14 protein-coding genes are annotated in these 19,493 nt (G+C 72.9%); 6 read left to right on the top strand and 8 right to left on the bottom strand.

Annotation, left to right across the window (positions count from 1 at the left end; all coding sequences use genetic code 11):
- Nucleotides 1-271 precede the first annotated feature (271 nt).
- Complete coding sequence (recQ, locus tag IO24_RS0130235) at nt 272-2,332, top strand: DNA helicase RecQ (protein ID WP_420823230.1); 2,061 nt, start codon at nt 272-274, stop codon at nt 2,330-2,332.
- Nucleotides 2,333-2,375: 43 nt separating this feature from the next.
- Here the strand turns inward: recQ and IO24_RS0130240 are convergent, their stop codons facing one another.
- The 8 genes from IO24_RS0130240 to fahA form a co-directional block, all read right to left on the bottom strand.
- Nucleotides 2,376-5,204 (bottom strand): fumarate reductase/succinate dehydrogenase flavoprotein subunit, encoded by a 2,829-nt coding sequence (locus tag IO24_RS0130240; protein WP_045296703.1) that lies wholly within the window; start codon nt 5,202-5,204, stop codon nt 2,376-2,378.
- A gap of 11 nt (nt 5,205-5,215) precedes the next feature.
- Nucleotides 5,216-6,058 (bottom strand): ABC transporter ATP-binding protein, encoded by an 843-nt coding sequence (locus IO24_RS0130245; RefSeq protein ID WP_031141140.1) that lies wholly within the window; start codon nt 6,056-6,058, stop codon nt 5,216-5,218.
- Nucleotides 6,042-6,920 carry an ABC transporter permease gene (locus IO24_RS0130250; protein ID WP_031141142.1) on the bottom strand — a complete coding sequence of 293 codons (879 nt, stop codon included), beginning with the start codon at nt 6,918-6,920 and terminating at the stop codon, nt 6,042-6,044. The genes IO24_RS0130245 and IO24_RS0130250 overlap by 17 nt, the downstream gene beginning before the upstream one ends.
- Entirely contained in the window at nt 6,917-8,278 is a 1,362-nt protein-coding gene (locus tag IO24_RS0130255; protein WP_031141144.1) for an ABC transporter substrate-binding protein, read from the bottom strand. Before IO24_RS0130255 ends, IO24_RS0130250 begins: the two co-directional genes overlap by 4 nt.
- A gap of 15 nt (nt 8,279-8,293) precedes the next feature.
- Complete coding sequence (locus tag IO24_RS0130260; protein WP_003992261.1) at nt 8,294-8,521, bottom strand: 4Fe-4S dicluster domain-containing protein; 228 nt, start codon at nt 8,519-8,521, stop codon at nt 8,294-8,296.
- Nucleotides 8,522-8,554: 33 nt separating this feature from the next.
- Nucleotides 8,555-9,343 carry a GntR family transcriptional regulator gene (locus IO24_RS0130265; protein ID WP_031141146.1) on the bottom strand — a complete coding sequence of 263 codons (789 nt, stop codon included), beginning with the start codon at nt 9,341-9,343 and terminating at the stop codon, nt 8,555-8,557.
- A 308-nt stretch (nt 9,344-9,651) separates the two neighbouring features.
- Entirely contained in the window at nt 9,652-10,590 is a 939-nt protein-coding gene (locus IO24_RS0130270) for a M56 family metallopeptidase (RefSeq protein ID WP_031141149.1), read from the bottom strand.
- A gap of 214 nt (nt 10,591-10,804) precedes the next feature.
- The gene (gene fahA, locus IO24_RS0130275; RefSeq protein WP_031141152.1) at nt 10,805-12,016 is read right to left on the bottom strand and encodes a fumarylacetoacetase; all 1,212 of its coding nucleotides are present in this window, start codon (nt 12,014-12,016) and stop codon (nt 10,805-10,807) included.
- A 310-nt stretch (nt 12,017-12,326) separates the two neighbouring features.
- Here fahA and IO24_RS0130280 point away from each other — a divergent pair, with 310 nt between their 5' ends.
- The 5 genes from IO24_RS0130280 (at nt 12,327) to IO24_RS0130300 (ending at nt 19,492) form a co-directional block, all read left to right on the top strand.
- Complete coding sequence (locus IO24_RS0130280; protein WP_031141318.1) at nt 12,327-13,586, top strand: DegT/DnrJ/EryC1/StrS family aminotransferase; 1,260 nt, start codon at nt 12,327-12,329, stop codon at nt 13,584-13,586.
- A 7-nt stretch (nt 13,587-13,593) separates the two neighbouring features.
- A complete protein-coding gene (locus IO24_RS0130285) occupies nt 13,594-15,861 on the top strand; it encodes a lipopolysaccharide biosynthesis protein (protein WP_420823232.1) in 2,268 nt (755 codons plus the stop codon).
- Nucleotides 15,862-16,098: 237 nt separating this feature from the next.
- A complete protein-coding gene (locus IO24_RS0130290; protein WP_037668788.1) occupies nt 16,099-17,916 on the top strand; it encodes a hypothetical protein in 1,818 nt (605 codons plus the stop codon).
- A complete protein-coding gene (locus IO24_RS0130295) occupies nt 17,913-18,353 on the top strand; it encodes a hypothetical protein (RefSeq protein WP_031141158.1) in 441 nt (146 codons plus the stop codon). The genes IO24_RS0130290 and IO24_RS0130295 overlap by 4 nt, the downstream gene beginning before the upstream one ends.
- The gene (locus tag IO24_RS0130300) at nt 18,350-19,492 is read left to right on the top strand and encodes a glycosyl hydrolase (protein WP_031141160.1); all 1,143 of its coding nucleotides are present in this window, start codon (nt 18,350-18,352) and stop codon (nt 19,490-19,492) included. The genes IO24_RS0130295 and IO24_RS0130300 overlap by 4 nt, the downstream gene beginning before the upstream one ends.
- The last annotated feature ends 1 nt before the right edge of the window (nt 19,493 follow it).

Here is a 19,493-nt window from a genome sequence, read left to right on the forward strand (position 1 = left end):
ACCCGGCCTCCTTCGGGAGCCGGGTCTCACGGCGTTCCGGGTCAGGGGCAGGCCACCTCGCCCGGCCGGTGGGGGCGTGACAGGCGAGCCGTCCACGGGGCTGAGCCGCCCATGGGGCTGAGTCGAACGCGAGTGTGGGCAGGTCGCCTCGACCGGGCGGGACCTGTGGATAACTCCGGGGCTGTCGGTGCGGGCGCCTATGGTGGACGCAGTGGTCGAGGAGCGACGCACGGGGGACGCAACGATGGGCGCTACGGGCGGGACAAGTGTGATGACGGAACTGGACGCGGTCACCGGGACCGGGGCCGGGATCGGCGCGGGCAGCCCCGCCGGGCCCCTCGGCGCCGACGCGAGCGAGGCGCTGGCCGCGCTGCACCGGGTCTTCGGCTACGACGCCTTCCGCGGCGAGCAGGAAGCCGTCATCGACCATGTCGTGGCGGGCGGCGACGCCGTCGTGCTCATGCCGACCGGCGGCGGCAAGTCGCTGTGCTACCAGATCCCGTCCCTGGTCAGGCCGGGTACGGGTGTCGTCGTCTCCCCGCTCATCGCCCTGATGCAGGACCAGGTGGACGCGCTGCGGGCGCTGGGCGTGCGGGCCGGGTTCATGAACTCCACGCAGGACTTCGACGAGCGGCGGATGGTGGAGGCCGAGTTCCTCGCCGGTGAGCTGGACCTGCTGTACCTGGCGCCGGAGCGGCTGCGGCTGGAAGGCACGCTCGATCTGCTCTCCCGCGGGAAGATCTCCGTCTTCGCGATCGACGAGGCGCACTGCGTCTCCCAGTGGGGCCACGACTTCCGGCCCGACTACCTGGCGCTGTCCCTGCTCGGCGAGCGCTGGCCGGACGTGCCGCGGATCGCCCTCACGGCGACGGCCACGCATGCGACGCACCAGGAGATCACCCAGCGGCTGAACATGCCGACGGCCCGCCACTTCGTGGCGAGCTTCGACCGGCCCAACATCCAGTACCGGATCGTGCCCAAGGCCGACCCGAAGAAGCAGCTGCTGAGTTTTCTGCGCGAGGAGCACGCGGGCGACGCGGGCATCGTCTACTGCCTGTCCCGCAACTCGGTGGACAAGACCGCCGAGTTCCTCAGCCGCAACGGCGTCGAGGCGGTGCCCTACCACGCGGGCCTGGACGCGGGCACGCGCGCGGCCCACCAGTCCCGCTTCCTGCGGGAGGACGGCCTGGTCGTGGTGGCGACCATCGCCTTCGGCATGGGCATCGACAAGCCGGACGTCCGCTTCGTCGCCCACCTCGACCTGCCCAAGTCGGTCGAGGGCTACTACCAGGAGACGGGCCGGGCCGGCCGCGACGGGCTGCCCTCGACGGCCTGGATGGCTTACGGGCTGAACGACGTCATACAGCAGCGCAAGCTGATCCAGTCCGGCGAGGGCGACGAGGCCTTCCGGCGCCGGGCCCAGGCCCACCTGGACTCGATGCTGGCGCTGTGCGAGACGGCCCAGTGCCGCCGGGGCCAGCTCCTCGCCTACTTCGGTCAGGACCCGGACGCCTCCGGCTGCGGCAACTGCGACACCTGCCTGACCCCGCCGGAGACCTGGGACGGCACGGTCGCGGCGCAGAAGGCGCTGTCGACGGTGGTCAGGTTGCAGCGGGAGCGCGGGCAGAAGTTCGGCGCGGTGCAGATCGTCGACATCCTGCTGGGGAAGCGGACCGCCAAGGTCATCCAGTTCGACCACGATCAGCTGTCCGTGTTCGGCATCGGCGAGGAGCTCACCGAGGGCGAATGGCGTGGCGTCATCCGGCAGTTGCTCGCCCAGGGGCTGCTCGCGGTGGAGGGCGAGTACGGCACGCTGGTGCTGACCGAGGCCAGCGGGGCGGTGCTGCGGCGGGAGCGGGACGTGCCGCTGCGCAAGGAGCCGAAGAAGCCGGTGACCTCCCGGTCGGGGTCCTCGTCCGCGGGCGCCGGGCGGGGCGAGCGCAAGGGCAAGGCGGTCGCCGCCGAGCTGCCCGAGGAACTGCTGCCGGCCTTCGAGGCACTGCGCGCCTGGCGCGCCGAGCAGGCCCGTGAACAGGGCGTCCCGGCGTACGTGATCTTCCACGACGCCACACTGCGGGAGATCGCCCTGGCGTGGCCGACATCGGTCGGGCAGCTCGGCGGGATCAGCGGGGTCGGCGAGAAGAAGCTCGCCACCTACGGGGACGGTGTGCTGGAGGTTCTCGCGACCCTGGACGGGCCGGCTCCGGCAGGGAGCTCGGCCCCGGCCCAGGAGTCCGGCGGGGCTCCGGCTCACACCCCCGGTCAGGACGCGGGTGAGCCGGACGACTGGCCGGAGATGGACGCGGAGCCGGAGCCCGACGACTGGATATAGGGCCGGGCCCCGGCCGGGTGGATGGGCAGAGGAGCCGGACCGGTCACAACGCCCGTCCCGCGTACGCCCTGACATCCGCGTCGGAGTCCGTCGTCGCCGTGGCGAGGGCCGCCCGGGCCTCCTCCGTGCTGCGGTGCCGGGTCAGGGCCAGGACGGCGGCTTTGCGGACGTCGGCGTTGGGGTCCGCCAGGGCCTTGGCCAGAGCCGGGACGGCCACGTCGGGGTCGGCGACGGACAGGGCCGTAGCGGCTCCGGCCCGGACCTGCCAGGCCGGCTCGGACAGGGCGGTCACGGCGCGTGCGGTGAGAGGCGCCGGGCAGCCGGTGGTCCCGAGTGCTCCGTAGGCCGCTGCCCGTACCAGGGCGTCGGGGTCGTCGAGGAGGCCGGTGAGGGCGGCTTCGATCGCACCGGCGGTGGGGCCGCCGCCGGCCTGGGCGTGATCCGCCGGCCGCTCGGCACTCACCGTGGCCAGGCCCTTGGCGAGCGCGACCCGGACCTCGCGGGAGGGGTCGGTGCCCGCCGCACGGGCCAGTTCGCCGGCGGCGTCGACCGACACCAGGGCATGTACGGCCTCGATGCGGACGGCGATGTCGGAGTCGGCGAGGGAACCCGCGAAGAGGGCGGCGTCTCCGAGGCGCAGGGCGCGCAGGACATCCAGGGCCGCGGCGCGGACCACCGGGTCCGGTTCTGCCAGGGCGGCGGCGAGGCCGTCGCGCAGGTCGGGCTCGGCCGGGAGCGTCTCGACCAGCTCGCGCAGTGACGCGGCCGCGGCGGCACGCACTTCCGCAGCGGTGTCGCGCAGAGCGGAGGCGAGGGCGGTGCCCGTACCCGGCGGGAGCGTCTCGGTGAGCACGGCGACGGCCTCGCGGCGGACGGCGGGCGCGGTGTCGGTCAAGTACGGCTGAAGCGCGGCGAGTTCGGGCTCCTCCTCGGCGAGGGCGACGAGTTCGAGCAGTCGGGCGGAGGACCGCTCGCCGGAAGGCACGGAGGCCGAGGCCGGCGATACCGGAGTCCGCTCCGGCTCCGCCACTCCCGCTGCCGCCCCCACCGGGGACGCGACCGGAGCCACATCCCGCGAGCCCGCCATGGCCACATCCTCGGCATGGACCTCGCCGAGGGCACGAGACGCGCCACCGACAGGGTCGAAGCCGTCGACCGGCACGAGATAGGGAGCCACGGGACGGGCCGTGAACTCCATCGCGCCAGAGGGGGACTTGTGCAGATCGAGGTGATGGAACCAGGACACGTCATCGCGCCGGGGGTGGTCGAGGCGTTCGTGGTACAGGCCCCAGCGGGACTCCGTACGGGCCAGGGAGGACCGCGCGGCCATCTCCGCGCAGTCCCGGATGAAGGTGACCTCGGCGCAGCGCATCAGCTCGTGCGCGGTGCGGGCACCCATCTCGGCGATGTCGGTGTGCATCCGCTCGAAGGCCTCCAGGGCCAGCGACAGCCGGGCGCCGGACTTGGGCGGGGCCACGTAGTCGTTCACGAAGCGGCGCAGCTTGTACTCGACCTGGGGCTGCGGCGGGCCGTCGGGGTTGCGCAGCGGGCGGTAGATCAGCTCGTGCGCCTCCCGGAGCTGCTCCGTGGGCAACTCGCCCGCGTAGGCCTGGTACCGGGACGCGTCCGCTCCCGCGAGGTCGCCGAAGACGAACGCTCCGATCATGTAGTTGTGCGGCACGCAGGCCAGGTCACCGGCCGCGTACAGCCGGGGCACGGTCGTGCGGGCGTGGTCGTCGACGCGGACGCCGGAGGCGGAGTGGCCGCCGCACAGGCCGATCTCGGAGATGTGCATCTCGATGTCGTTTGTGCGGTAGTCGTGCCCGCGGCCGGAGTGGAACGTGCCGCGGGTGGGGCGCTCGGTGGAGTGCAGGATCGTCTCCAGGGCCGAGACCGACTCCTCGGGGAGATGGCTCAGCTTCAGGTAGACGGGGCCCCGGTCGGAGGCGACCTCGGCCGCGAACTCGGCCATCATCTGGCCCGACCAGTAGTCGGAGTCCACGAAGCGTTCGCCGTGCCGGTTGACCTGGTAGCCGCCGAAGGGGTTGGCGACGTAGGCGCAGGCCGGGCCGTTGTAGTCCTTGATCAGCGGGTTGATCTGGAAGCACTCGATGCCGGTGAGCTCGGCGCCCGCGTGGTAGGCCATGGCGTAGCCGTCGCCCGCGTTGGTGGGGTTCTCGTAGGTGCCGTAGAGGTAGCCGGAGGCGGGCAGGCCGAGGCGGCCGCAGGCGCCGGTGGCGAGGATGACCGCACCCGCGCGGACCTGGACGAACTGTCCGGTGCGGGTGTTGAAGCCGGCCGCCCCGACAGCGCGCCCCTCCGCCGTGAGGACGCGCACCGGCATGACCCGGTTCTCGATGCGGATCCGCTCCCGCATCTCGCGCCGCCGCAGCTGCCGGTAGAGGACCTTCTTGACGTCCTTGCCCTCCGGCATCGGCAGTACGTAGGAGCCGGAGCGGTGCACCTGGCGGACGGAGTAGTCGCCGTGCTCGTCCTTCTCGAACTTCACACCGTAGGACTCCAGCCGCTGCACCATGTCGAAGCCGCGGGTCGCGGTCTGGCGGACGGTGGACTGGTCGACGATGCCGTCGTTGGCGCGGGTGATCTCGGCGACGTAGTCGTCGGGTTCGGCCCGGCCCGGGATGACCGCGTTGTTGACGCCGTCCATGCCCATGGCGAGCGCGCCGGAGTGACGGACGTGCGCCTTCTCCAGCAGCAGCACGTTCGCGCCGTGCTCGGCGGCGGTCAGGGCGGCCATGGTGCCGGCGGTGCCGCCGCCGATGACGAGGACGTCGCAGGTCAGTTCCTCGGCGTCGGAGAGCGACGGGACGGCCAGGGGGGCGTCCGCAGGGGGGTTCACGGAGGTGGTCACCGGGGTGCCTTTCACGTACCGAGCAAGGTGAGGACGTCGCGCCGCAGGGCCACGCGCGCCGGGTCGTCGTGTGCGCCGCGCTCGCGCGGGCGGGGGATGTCCCGGACGGCGAGGAGGCCGCCCGTGCCGAGCAGGGCCACGCGGTCGCCGAGGAACAGGGCCTCGTCCACGTCGTGGGTGACGAAGACGACGGTGGCGCCCGTTCCCCGGAGCACCTCCACCAGCAGGTCCTGCATGCCTGCGCGGGTCTGCGCGTCGAGCGCGCCGAACGGCTCGTCCATCAGGACGGCGCGCGGGCGTCCGGCCAGGGCGCGGGCCAGCTGGACGCGCTGGCGCTGCCCGCCTGAGACCCGGTGCGGCAACTGCCGTGCCTGCGCTCCGAGTCCGACCCGCTCCAGCCACGCCTGGGCCTGCGCCCGGCGCTCGGCACGGGGCACGCCGCGGATGGCGAGGGGAAGTTCGACGTTGGCGCGCAGGGTGCGCCAGGGGAGCAGGGCGTCCTCCTGGAAGACCAGGGCGCGGTCGGCCGAGGGGCCGGTCAGCGGGTGCCCGTCCTGGGTGATCTCGCCGGTGAGCGGCGCCAGCAGGCCGGCCAGCGTGCGCAGCAGGGTGGACTTGCCGCAGCCCGAGGGGCCGACGACGGTGAGGATCTCGCCGGGGGCGATGTCCAGGTCGACCGAGTCCAGGGCCGGTGCGCCGGGTCGGCCGAGGGAGGCTCCGGCGAGGGTGAGCCGGGTGCCGCGCCCCGGGGTGGCGGGGGCGGCCTCGGACGGGGTGACCCGGGCGGCCTCGGACGAGGTGTTCGGGGCGGCCCCGGGCGGGGTGTTCGAGACGGTCTCAGACGAGGTGCTCATCGCGTGCCTCCTCGGATCGGGCCCCGCCGGGGACGGCGGCGGGGGCGGCCGGTGCCGGCTTCAGGGACCGGTCCGGCCGGGGCGACCGGGCATCGGGCACGTACGCGGTGCGCGGCAGCCAGCGGGTGAGGCGGCGGCCCAGCAGTTCCACGGCCGTGGAGGTGAACCAGCCGAGTACGCCGATGGTGACCATGCCGACGAACACACCGGGGTAGTCGACGACGGTGTAGTCCTGCCAGGTGCGGTAACCGACGCCGTACTGGCCGGAGATCATCTCGGCGGAGATCACACAGATCCACGAGACGCCGATGCCGACGGACAGCCCGCCGAACACCCCGGGCAGCGCGCCCGGCAGGACGACCGAGCCGAGGATCCGCCACCGGCCGCCTCCCATGGTGCGCACCGCCTCCTCCCACATGGGGGTCAGGGCGCGCACAGCGTGCCGGGTGGAGACCAGGACCGGGAAGAAGGCGGCGGTGCACGTGATGAAGACGATGCCCTGCTCGTTGGAGGGGAACAGCAGGATCGCGACGGGAACCAGGGCGATGGCCGGGACCGGGCGGATCACCTCCAGCACCGGACCGAGCAGGTCCTCGGCGAGACGCGAGCGCGCCACGAGCACGCCCGTGGCCACGCCGAGGACGGCGGCCAGCAGGAAGCCGGTGAGAATCCGGGTGAGGCTGTCGGTGAGGTCCGTCCAGTAGTCCGGTCCGGACACCCGGGCGGCGAAGGTCCGGGCGACGTCGGTGACCGTCGGGAACTGCGAGAAGCGCAGCCACAGGTCGACGTTCAAACTGGTCAGCGCCTGCCACAGACCCAGCGCGGCGGCCAGCGACACCACGCGGAGCGCGTACCGCTTCACGAGGCCCGCTCCAGAGCGTCGGCGTACGGCACGACGCGCGCTCCGCCGTGCCCGGCGATGTACGCCTGCGCGGTGTCGGGGGCGACGAAGGGCAGCAGCTTGTCGCCGTCGGCCACCCATACGGCCCGGTCGGCGAACCAGAGGGTGCCGGTGGTGGTGTCGGGGACGTAGGCGGCCCGCAGGGCGTTCCGGTGCCCGGCCACGTAACGCAGCAGTCCGGAGGGGGAGCTGAACGTGACGGTCTTCGTGGCGCCCTTGGGCCAGGCCTCACTCGCGGCCGGTGCGGGCTTCGTGGCGAGATGCCCGGCGTACGCCGCCGGTCCGAGGGCCTTCTTCACGTACTGGTCGTCGACGAAGGAGTCGACGTCCACGTCGCCGGTGAGCTTCGCCGACTTCAGGATCGACACGTCCTGCTTCAGCGCGGACACGAGCTGAGGCTTGATGGCCGGGTCGAAGGTGGCGATGCCGTGAGCGCCGTTGTAGAGGTAGACGACCTCGGCGGGCAGGCCGGTCGCCTTCGCGACCTTCTCGGCGGCGTCCACCGGGTGGTCGTTCAGGTAGCCGGTGGCCTCCGCCTGGGCCTTCAAAAACGCCTCCAGGACGGCCGGGCGCTGCTTCGCGAAGTCCTCACGGGCGGTGACGCCGTGGAAGGTCGGCAGGTTCAGCCGGGCACCGTCGTAGATCGCCTTCGCCTTGCCCTGGAAGGCGAGCAGGCCCGGCCAGGCGACGAACTGGGACAGTGCGTCCGTGCTGCCCGCCGCGAGGGCGGAGGCGCCGACGGAGGGCTGCTGGTTGAGCTTCTCGATCCCGCTGTTCGGGTCGATGCCGGCCCGCTGCAGGGCCCGTACGAGGGTGCCGTCGGCGGCCGACCCGACGCTCGTGGAGACCTTCCTGCCCTTCAGGTCCTTCAGGGAGGTGAGCTCCGAACGGGGTGCGGTGACGATGGTGTTGAGGCCGCCGCGCAGGTTGTAGCCGGTGACCGACACCAGGCGGGTGGGGCTGTTCAGCTGCTTGCCGCGGGCCGCGTTGATGAGCAGGGGGAAGTCGCCCATCGAACCGATGTCGATCTTCCCGGCGGTCATCTGGGCGGTGATGGGGGCGCCGGTGGCGTAGTCCTGCCAGTCCACCTTGTAGCGGATGCCGTCGTGCAGGGAGTTCAGCTGCTTCTCGAAGGCGCCGAGGGAGCGGAGCAGGGTGCCGGCCGTGACGGTGTTGATCGTCCTGGACTGGTAGCCGACGGTGACGGTGACCGTGGATCCGCTGCCCGCCTCGGCGTCACCGCCGCAGGCGCTGAGCGGGAGCAGGAGAACGACGGCGGACATCGCGACTGCTGTGCGTTTCGTGGTGGTTCGGGACATGACGGTTCGGGCCTCTCACCGGAGCAGATAGGGCATGTTGACCGTGACGGCTCCGGTGGGGCAGCGGGCCGCGCACGGGCCGCAGTACCAGCACTCGTCGACATGCATGTAGGCCTTGCCGTTGCGCTCGTCGATGGCGAGGGAGTCCAGCGGGCACATGTCCACGCAGAGCGTGCAGCCGTCGATGCACTTCGACTCGTCGATGGTCACGGGCACGTCGGCCCGCTGGGGCGCCAAGGGCATGGCTGTCTCCAGGGATGTGCGCGAGCGGGTGGGCTACCGGGTCCGGTGCAGCAGGCCGCTCATGGTGATGCGGTCGCCGCGGAAGCGGATGAACTCCAGGTCGACCGGGCGGCCGTCCGCGAGGTGGGTGAGGCGTTCCAGCATGAGGACGGCGGTGCCGCGCGGGGCCTCGAGCACGGCGGCCGAGTGGGTGTCCGCGCTGACCGCTTCCAGGGTGATCTCGGCGTGGCCGAGGCGCCGGCCGGTGACGGCTTCCAGGAGGCGGAAGACGTCGGTGTTCTCCAGGTCGGCGCCGAGCAGTTCGGCGCCGATGTCGAGGGGGATGTAGGTGAGGTCGAGGGACAGGGGCAGACCGCCCAGCCTGCGCAGGCGTTCGATGTAGAGGACGTCGGTGCCGGGCGTGAGCCGGAGGCGGTCGGCGACCGGTGCGGGTGCCGGGGCGGGGCCCATGGTGCGGACCTCGTTGGTGACCTGCCCGTGTTCGCGGAGGGTTTCCGCGAGGCCCATCAGACGGTCGAGGCCATGCGGGTACTTGCGGCCCACGACCACGGTGCCGACGCCGGGCTGGCGTTCCACCAGGCCCTCGGACCGCAGCAGGTCGAGAGCCTCACGGACCGTGTTGCGGCTGGCGCCGTACTCGGTGGCGAGGGTCGACTCGTGGGGGAGGACGCGGTCGGGGAAGGCGCCGGTGAGCAGCAGCCGGCGGAGCAGGTCGGCCAGTTGCCGTGCCCGGTCGGCGCGCAGCCGTCGCCGCGCGCGGTGGGCGGCGACGGTGGTCGCGGCTCCCTGTCCGGCGTGGTCTCGGATGCGGTCACTGGGCATGACTCGGACCATACCTATCCGATAGGAAAAGTGGTGTTGCGGGAATGTTGCGCCACCGGGAGTGTGACCGAGTCGACGGGTGAGCTGGCATGTCTGCCGACCCGCGAGGAGATCCGCCACCGGCCGCCGGGCCGGTACGCCTGCGAGAGCCGTCGGCTGCCGGGCCGGTACGCCCAGGACAGCCGCCGCCCGCCGGGGCGGTATGCCTGCGACAGGCCCCGCCCGCCGGAGCGGTACGCCCACCCCGACAGCCGCTGCCCGCCGGGCCGGTACGCCCACGGGAGCCCTCGCCCGCCGGGCCGGCTCGGTTACGACAGTGCCGTCAGGCCCGGGGCGAAGGCGATCAGCAGGGGCAGCAGCGGTACGAGCGCGGCCGTCGTGGTGGTCAGGGCCCGGTGCCGGCGGCCCAGCCGGGGCGGCGGTTCCAGGAGCCGGTCGACCCGCTCGCCCAGCAGGCGGTGGCTGGAGGCACAGGACAGGACGCCGCGGTGCTGGTTGAGCTCGATCAGGGCCAGGGCCGTGGTCAGGTGGCCGCAGCGACGGGAGGCCGTGTCGTCGGCGGCCAGTTCGACCAGGCGGTGGGTCTGGTCGCAGAAGTGGGCGAACAGCGGGATGCGCGGGAAGCCGGTGGCCAGGGCGGTGGACAGGTGCAGCAGCCAGTCGTGGCGGGCCCGGGCGTGGCCCCGTTCATGGGTGAGGACCGCGTCGAGCTGGTGGTCGGTGAGGCGGTGCAGGGCGCCCGTGGTGACGATCAACTGGGGCGGGCTGCCGGGCATCCACCAGGCGTCCGGGTACTCGTCCTCCAGGACCAGCAGCGGACCCCGCGCCGCGGGCAGGCCGGCCGGCAGGTCCGGGGCGCGCTCGCGCAGGTGGGCGCGGGCCTGGGCACGACGCCGGCGCGCCTCGACGAGTTCCCGCGCGAGCATCGCGGTCGTCCAGGCGGCACCGCAGGCGAGCAGCAGGGTGAGCGCGGCGGCCCACGGCGGGGCGGTGGACAGGTCGTACGCCGCGGTCACAGCGGGAGGTGCCGGGGCGAAGAGCTGGGCGCGCACGGTACCGAAGACGGCCGCCGCGCCCAGCGAGAGCGCCGTCACGCAAGCCAGCAGGACGGTGGCCACCAGGCACTGCCAGACCCACAGCGCGACCACCGGTTCCCGTTCCGGCCACGCCGCCCGGGTCAGGCCACGGGGAACGGGGACGGCGGCCGTCACGGCGACGACGCTCAGCAGGAGCAGGCAGACGGTCATGGCCACGGGCTCCGGTTCCTCGTCGGAAGAAGGGCGGCTACGGGGCGTGCGGGTGAGGGCGGCCGCCGTGCGCACCGGTGGCCACCTGGAGAGTGACGGACGTGCGGGCGCACCGCCCCGCGTCCAGTATGACGGGCCGGGCGGTGCGTCAGGGGCCGAACGGCGACAGAAGAGCCGGGAGGGGCACGGTCGGCCGGCTCCCGGCCGGCCGGCGTCAGCCCTGGACCACGCGCCCCGTCACCTGGCCCAGCCCCACCCGCACGCCGTGCGGTCCGGGGGCCCAGGCCGAGAGGGTGACCTCGTCGCCGTCCTCCAGGAACGTCCGTTTGCCGTCGGGGAGTTCGAGCGGCTCGCGGCCGTTCCAGGTCAGTTCCAGCAGGGAGCCGCGCTCCCGTTCCGCCGGGCCGCTGACCGTGCCGGAGCCGTACAGGTCGCCGGTGCGCAGGGAGGCGCCGTTGACGGTCATGTGGGCCAGCTGCTGGGCGGCCGTCCAGTACATGGTGGAGAAGGGGGGCTCGGAGACGACGTGGCCGTTGACGGCGACGCTGATCCGCAGGTCGTAGCCGCCGGGCTCCTCGTCGCTGTCGTCCAGGTACGGCAGCAGCTCGTGCGTCCGGGCCGGGGGCGCCACGAGGGCCTCCTCCAGGGCGTCCAGCGGGGTGATCCAGGCCGACACCGACGTGGCGAAGGACTTGCCGAGGAACGGGCCGAGGGGCACGTACTCCCAGGCCTGGATGTCGCGGGCGGACCAGTCGTTGAGGAGGCACAGCCCGAACACGTGCTCGCGGAAGTCGCCGAGGGCCACCGGCGCGCCCATCCGGGAGGGCACGCCGACGACGAAGCCGACCTCGGCCTCGATGTCCAGACGGACGGACGGGCCGAAGACAGGAGCGGCGTCGGTGGGCGCCTTGCGCTGGCCGGACGGGCGTGCGATCTCCGTGCCGGAGACGACGACCGTGCCGGAGCGGCCGTGGTAGCCGATCGGCAGGTGCTTCCAGTTGGGGGTGAGGGAGTCCTCGGCGTCGGGGCGGAAGATCTGCCCGACGTTCCGGGCGTGGTTCTCGGAGGCGTAGAAGTCGACGTAGTCCGCGACCTCGAACGGGAGGTGCAGGGTCACCGACGACAGGGGGTGGAACAGGGGTGCGACGGTTTCGCGGTGGGACGGCACGGTCACCCAGGCGGTCAGCGCCCGGCGCACGTCGGACCAGGCCGTGCGGCCCGCGGCCAGCAGCGGGTTGAGGGTCGGCCGTGCGAGCAGGGAGGCGTAGGGAGAGCCGAGTGCGTGGGCCGCCGCGCCCGCGTCCAGCACGTGGTCGCCGAGCCGGACGCCCACGGTCCGGTGGGGCGAGCCGGGGAGGGAGAACACGCCGTACGGCAGGTTGTGCGGGCCGAAGGGGTCGCCCTCGGGGACATCGAAGGGGGGCATCGGGTGCTGCCTCGCTTTCGGGTGTGCCATGTCGTCGCCACGTGTTCGTGGTCGTGCCACACGTTACGGGTGACGCGCCGGTCCTGGGCAGAGTCCGAGGAGGCGCAGAGGGGCGAACGGGGCAGGTGGGCCCGGGTGGGACCGGACGGGGCGGCTCCGGCGTACCGGACGGGACGGCACATTCGTACGTGCCGGAAGTTATCCACAGGACGCGACGCAATCTTGACGGAGCGGTGCGAACGGGGCGACTCTGGGCGGGTGCCGGAAGGCCTCGGGGAGGGGGCTTTCCCACGGCACATCTGGGGGGCGGATGGCCATAGGGGAGGCCGGTCCGGGTTCGGTGCGGCATGGTGCACAGCCGAAGCGGCTGGAAGAGACCATGCGTGTCCGGCTCGGCCGGGAATGCGTGTACGTGCCGTCGTGCCGTTTCGGGCTGTACGTGGCGCTGCGCCACTGGTGCCCGCCCGGCGGACGGGTGCTGATGTCGCCGGTCAACGACGACGTGATCTTCTTCGTCGTGCTCGCGGCCGGACTGCGGCCGGTTCAGGCGCCGTTGAACCCGCTCGACGCTTCCATCGACGTCGATGCCGTGCCGGACGAGACGTGGGGCTCGGTGTCGGCCGTGCTCACGACGAACCTGTACGGCAACCCGGACCCGGCGCCGCGCCTGAGACAGAAGTGCGACGCGCTGGGGATCCCGCTGTTCGAGGACGCGGCGCACGCGATCGGCAGCCGGGTGGGGGACCGGCCGGTCGGGGCGTGGGGCGAGGCCTCCGTGTTCAGCCTGTCCAAACACGTCGGGGCCCAGGCCGGAGGCATGCTCTCGCTCGCCGACCCGGGGCTGCGGGAGGCGGTCGCGAAGACCTGCGCCGGACTGCTCGCGCCGCGCCGGACGAGCGCCGAACTCACCTACCTGGTCCGCCCGTACGCGGAGGCGACGGTGCGCGGGCTGCGGCTGCGGCGCGCCGCCTGGGCCACGATCCGGCTGCTGGGGCTGGCGGACCGCGAGGAGATCCGGATGCCGCTGCGCCCGGACGAACTCGCTCTCGCCGCCCGCGAGACACCCGGGCTCGACGCCCATCACCCGTGGGTGCGGGTCGACATGCACGACTACCGTCTGGAGGCGGGCCGGCTGCGGCTGCGGCGCATCGGGCACAAGCTCGACCGGCTGGACGACGTGCTGGACGCCTGCCGGGCGGGCACGGAGCTGCTGCTGTCCACGCCCTGGGCCAAGCCGCGGGACGCCCACGGCACGCAGCCGTTGTTCCGTGTGCCGCTGTTCGTGGCCGACCGGGACGCGGCCGTCGCCGCCCTGGCGCGACAGGGCGTCGTCGTCGGCTACCTCTACGACCCGCCTCTGGACGACTACGCCGGTGCGGAGTTCACCGACCCCTCGCCGGCCCCCGAGGCGGCCCGCTGGTTCGCGCGGCACGCGCTGCCCGTGGACCCGCTGCGGGCGCGGACGGTCGTCGAGGTGCTGGAGCGGTCCGGGGCGCGCCCGGTCCGGGCGCCGGGAGAGCTGCCCGGGAGCAGGCCGATGCCGGGAGGGCTGGGACCGTCCCGTGAGTGAGATCCAGGTGCACGAGCCCGCCGCCGCGCGCACCGACGGCGGCGGACCGAAACCTGCCGACAGCGGCCACACCCACGACTCTCTGTTCAAGAACGCCTACTTCCTCATGCTCAGCACCGGCGTCTCCGCGGTACTGGGCCTGGGGTTCTGGCTGGTGGCCGCCCGCTACTACACGGAGGAGGCCGTCGGCCAGGGCTCGGCCGCGATCGCCGCGATGCGGCTGCTCGCCAGCATCACGGCGACGACGATGATCGGCGCGGTCGTCCGTTTCGTCCCGCGGGCGGGACGGGAGACCGGGCGTCTGGTGTGGGGCACGTACGTGGCCAGTTCGCTGATCGTGGCGCTCGCCGCCGCCGTCTTCCTGCTCACGCTCGACGCGTGGGGAGCGTCGTACGCGCCGCTGGGCACGCCCATGGCGGGGGCGGTGTTCGTCGCGGCGTGCGTGGCCTGGGCGCTGCTCACTCTCCAGGACGGGGTGCTCACCGGACTGCGCAAGGCGGAGTGGGTGCCCGCCGGGAACGCGGTGTTCTCGGGCGGGAAACTGATCCTCCTGGTCGTCTTCGCCGGCACGCTGCCCGTCCTGGGCATCTTCGTCTCCTGGGCGGTGGCGATCGCCTTCTCCACCCTGCCGCTGGGCTGGCTGATCTTCCGCCGGCTCATCCCGCGCCAGGTGGAGGCCGACGGCGACAAAGAGCCCCCGAAAGTCAAGGACATGCGCCGCTTCCTGGCCGGGGACTCGCTGGGCGCCCTCTTCAGCCTGGCGATGATCAACCTGCTGCCGGTGATGGTCGCGGTCCGCTTCAGCGCCGCCGAGAACGGCTACTTCTACGTGGCCTACACCGTCGGCGGCACGATGGAGTTCATGGCCATCAACATGGCCTCGTCGCTCACCGCGCACGCCTCGCACGACCCCCGCCAGCTCGCCGACGGTGTCCGGGGCGCCCTGCGGCGCATGACGCTGCTGCTGGTCCCGGTCGTGCTGGTGCTGGTCGTCTTCGCCCCGCAGATCCTCACGCCCTTCAGTCCGGACTACGCCGAGCACGGCTCGACCGTGCTGCGGCTGCTCGCCCTCGGCGCACTGCCGCGGGTCGTGGTGGAGCTCTACATCGGCGTGCTGCGCGTCCAGGGGCGCACAGGTGTGCTGGCCGCGCTCCAAGGGGCCATGTGCGCCCTGGTGCTGGGCAGCGCGGCGGTGCTGTTCACCCCGTCCGGGATCGCGGGCGCCGGCTGGGCGGTGCTGCTGAGCATGACGCTGATCTCCGTCGTCTCCATGGCCGGGCTGCGCGCGGCGCTGCGCCACGACGACGGCGCGCCCGCCGCCCGGACGCCCGCCGCCCCCTCCTACGGCACCCGCTGGGCGAAACTCAACGCCACCGCCGGATACGGCACGACATGGGCCCGCCGGGCCGCCTACCAGCCCAAGGACGGCGACCAGGACACGGTCACGCTGTTCATAGGGCGCCCCGGCTACGAGCGCGAGGCGCTGCAGGCGGACACGCTGGCGCTGATCGTGCGGCCGGAGGGGCCGACCAGGAAACCACCGCCGCCCCATGAGCCCGGGGAGCCGGGCCGGGAGCCGCAGGAGCGGCGGCTGAGAGGCGCCCTGTGGAGCCTGCTCGGGGTCGCCGTCGTGTTCTTCTGGGCGCCGCTGCGGGACCTGCCGTGGCTCGACGGCGCCTCCGCGGCGGGCCTGACCGGGCGCCGGCTGCTGGAGGGCCTGCCCCTGCCGTCGCTCACCGCGGGCTGCCTGATGCTCGTGGTGTTCGCCGCCGCCGTCACGCTGAGCACCCGGCGTGACCCGTGGCTGCCCGGCACGGCGCTGGGCGCCGCCCTGCTCGCGCTGTACGCCGCACCGGTGGCCCTCGGGCGGGAACCGCGGCCGGTGGACGGGGCGTTGTATGAGAAGACGGCCGGCTTCCTGGCGGACGCGGTGGGGCTCGACGGGCCCGAGCCGCTGCTGCGCTGGGCACCGCCGGTCTGCCTGCTGCTGTGCCTCGTACCGCTGGGGCTGCTGCTCGCGAGCGCGGGCGGCCGGCCGGCGTGGGCAGGCCGCTGGGGGGTTCTGTATCTCGTCGCGGTCGGCGGCTGGGTGTGGCGCGATGTGCTCGCCCCGGTCGCACCGCCCCTGCTCGTCGCCCTGACGCTGCTCCTGCTGCTCCACCGCGCCGCGTCGGCGTGGGCGCGCTCCCGCTCCACCGCTTTCACAGCCTCCACAGCCGACCCAACGGCCGACCCAACGGCCGACGAACCACCGGGCGGCCCGTCCCGCGACTGATCAGACCCGAAGCCGAGACCGATCCGAGTTCAGGGCCGAACAGAGCCGAACAGAGCCGAAGAGAGCAACCGCCAGGGGGGAACCACCGTGCGTCCGCCAGTCACACCGAAGGAGAGATCCACGCCAGAACCCACACCCGCACGGGACGGCGCGAACACCCCCGGCGGCGGCCCCGAGACGGCCAGCCAGTCCTCCAGCCCCTCCTCCTCGGAGTCGTCGAGCCCCGCCCATGAGCCCGTGACGGATCCGTCCGCCCCGCCCCCCGCCCGGTCCGGGCGCGGCGTGCTCGCCTGGCCCGGTGTTCCCCTGCTCGTCGCGCTCGCGCTCTGGGCGTACGCCATGCGGCACACCGACGTCTCGCGGCTCGACGACTACGGGCTGGTCAGCGCGCTGCACCCGGCCTTCTGGGCCGGGCTCGCGGTGCTCACCACCGGCTTCTGGTTCACGGTCCGCGACGCACGCCGGCCGGCCGCCTGGTCGGCGGCGTACGTGCTCGGTCTGCTGGTGATGGAGCGGGCCACGCAGGCCGTGCTCTACCCGACGCCGCTGTACGCCTGGGCGTGGAAGCACGAGGCGGTCATCGACCATCTGCTGACGGCCGGCGGCCTGCAGACGGCCGATCAGGTCGGCGACATGGCGGTGTACGACCAGTGGCCGGGCTTCTTCGCCGCACAGGCCGCCCTGCAGCGGCTGCTGGGCGTGGACTCGGCGGCGATGTTCATGGCCTGGTGGCCCCTGGTCTCCAGCCTGATGCTGCTGCTCCCGCTGCTGCTGATCTACCGCACCTTCACCGAGGACCGGCGGCTGATCTGGACCGCGGTCTGGCTCTTCTACGTCGCCAACTGGGTCGGGCAGGACTACTTCTCGCCCCAGTCCGTGGCCTACGCGCTGCATGTCGGCGTCCTGGCCGTCGTCCTGCGCCGCTTCGGCCGGTCCGCCGTGCGGCGCGGGCGACCCCGGCAGGCCGTGTGGACGGTGGTGATCACCGTCATGACCGTGGCGATCGTCATCTCCCACCAGCTCACCCCCGGCATGCTGGCCGTCTGCCTGATCGCCCTGTGCCTGAGCCGCCGCTACCGCGACTGGGTCCCGGTGGTCACGACCGTCGTGATCTTCCTGGCCTGGTGCCTCACGGCCGCGCTGCCCTTCCTGTCCGCGGCGATGCCGGACATGATCCGTTCCATCGGTGACGTCGGTGCCAACGTCGAGACGGGCTACGGCGCCACCCCGACCGGCACCGGGGCCATCGCGACCTCCTGGGCAGCCCGGCTGCTGTCCGGGTCCGTCCTGCTGCTCGCGGCCGTCGGCGTGCTGCGCCAGCGGGTGCTGCGTCACCGTGCCCGGCCCCTGCTGCTGGTCGCGGCCGCTCCGCTGCCGATGTTCGCGGCGAGCAGCTACGGCAGCGAGATGATCTTCCGGGTGCTGTTGTTCATGCTGCCCGGCGCCGCGTTCTTCGCCGCCGCCGCGATCCTGCCCAAGGTCCGCACGCTGGCCGCCGGCGCCGCCGCGCAGGAGGCCGGCAACCGGCAGGCCACCGGTCTCGCCAAGGCCCGCCGGTGGGGCCTCGGCACCTGGGTGCCGCTGGCCGCGCTGCTCGGCGGGACCCTGGCGTTCGTCCCCGCCTACTCCGGCAAGGACCGGATCAACTACTTCCCGCCGCAGGAAGTGGCCCTCGTACGGCAGCTCTTCGACCAGGCGCCCGACGGCTCGCTGGTCGTGGCCGCCAACCGCAACTACCCGGACGCGTACGCCTCCTACTGGAGCGTCGACCACTACTGGTTCCTCGACGACGCCCGCAGCCACGTCGACCGGATCGTCAGCAGGCCCGCCGCCACCCTCGCCAGTGACATGGCCGGAGTGCAGCGACCGGCCCGTGCCTACTTCCTGCTCACCCAGGGGCAGCTGGCCAACTCGGAGATGAACGGACAGCTCACGCGGGCGCAACTGGACCGCATCCAGCGGTCCGTCGCCGCCTCACCGCGGTTCGAACTCGTGGCGGAGAACGGCGCCGGATGGCTCTACGTACTGAAGCAGTCAGAGGGAGCGGAGCGATGACACCGCAGGAACTCGTGGTCAGGATGCTGCCCCCGTTCGGCGGCTGGCTGGCCCTGGCCGCGCTCGCCCTGCCCGGTGGATCGCCGCTGCGGGGCGCCGCGGTCGTGCTCTTCCTGGCGGCGGGCCCGGGCGCGGCCGTGGTCAGAGTCTGCGCGCCCGCCCTGGGGGCGCGGCCCGCCGAAGGGCCCGTGGAGCGCCGGGATCCGGACTTCGCCCGCCACTCCGACCTGCTGGAGCGGCTGATGCTCACGCTGTTCCTGAGCATCGGCGCCGTGATGCTCGTCGCGACCGTGCTGATCGCCACGCACACCTTCAGCGCGCAGCGGGTGCTGCTGGCGCTGACGCTGCTGACCACACTCACCGCGTTCTGTCCGCCGCTGCGCGCCTCCCCGCCGGCGAGGACGACGCCGAGGACACCGAAGGGTTCCGCTCAGTGAGGTTCAACCGCCCCCACCGTCCCTTTCGCCGCGGCCCCGACCCGGCCGGACAGCACCGCAAACCCCCCGGAGGACAGCCGGCCTCCGGCCCGTTCGCGTCGAGCCGGCGCCGGCTGCTGATCACGTCCGCCACGGTGGTCAGCGCGGTCCTGGTCGCCGTACTCGCCCTCCGGGACGCCTCCGGGCCGGGTTCGGGAGCCGCCGGTTCCGACGCCGACTGCCGTCCCACGGCTCTCCTGGAACCGCCCTGCGGCGCCTGGTTCGGGGCGTTCGTGCCGCACGAGCGGGACGACCTGCCGGAGAAGGTGCGCGCCTACGAGAAGCGCGTGGGCCGCAAACTCGACATCGTGTACACGTACCACGACATGTCCCTGCCCGAGGGAACCCGCCGCGAAGGCCGGCTGCTCACCCCGGAGGAGCAGCGCGTCGGCGAGGACCGCCTGCTGCTGCTCTCCTGGGAGAGCAAGTGGTGGGGCGGCACGAAGAAGCAGCAGCCGACCTGGAAGCAGATCGCGGCCGGTGAACTGGACGACAGGGTCATCGACGTCCAGGCCCGGCGCATCAAGGACTACGGCAAGAAGGTGTTCCTCTCCTTCGACCTGGAGATGGACACCCGCACCCCGGCCAACGGCACGCCGGCCGACTTCGTGAAGGCCTACCGGCACATCCACGACCGGTTCCGCGAACTGGGCGTGGACAACGTGGTGTGGACGTGGATCACCACCGGGTACCTCGACCACGCCGACGAGATCAAGAAGATGTACCCGGGCGACGCCTACGTCGACTGGATCGGCTACAACCAGTACAACTACTACCGCTGTCACGACGCGGGCTGGCTGACCTTCGCGCAGACCCAGAACGCCACGCACGACTGGATCCGCGCGAACATCTCCGATGACAAGCCGCTGATGCTCTCCGAGTTCGGCACCGCCGTGGACACGGCCCGCCCGCAGCGGCAGGCCGAGTGGTACGCGCAGGTGCCCGGGGTGCTGAAGGGCCTGGAAGGCGTCAAGGCCGCCCTCCAGTGGAACTACCGCGACCCCGGACCGCACTGCGACCTGGCGCTGGCCAACGACGCGGCCTGGGACAGTCTGCGCGAGGCGGCCGCCGACCCGTACCTCAACCAGCCGCTGAAGTAGC

The sequence above is a fragment of the Streptomyces flavovariabilis genome, from assembly GCF_000725785.1.
In the GTDB taxonomy this organism is placed as follows: Bacteria; Actinomycetota; Actinomycetes; order Streptomycetales; family Streptomycetaceae; genus Streptomyces; species Streptomyces hawaiiensis.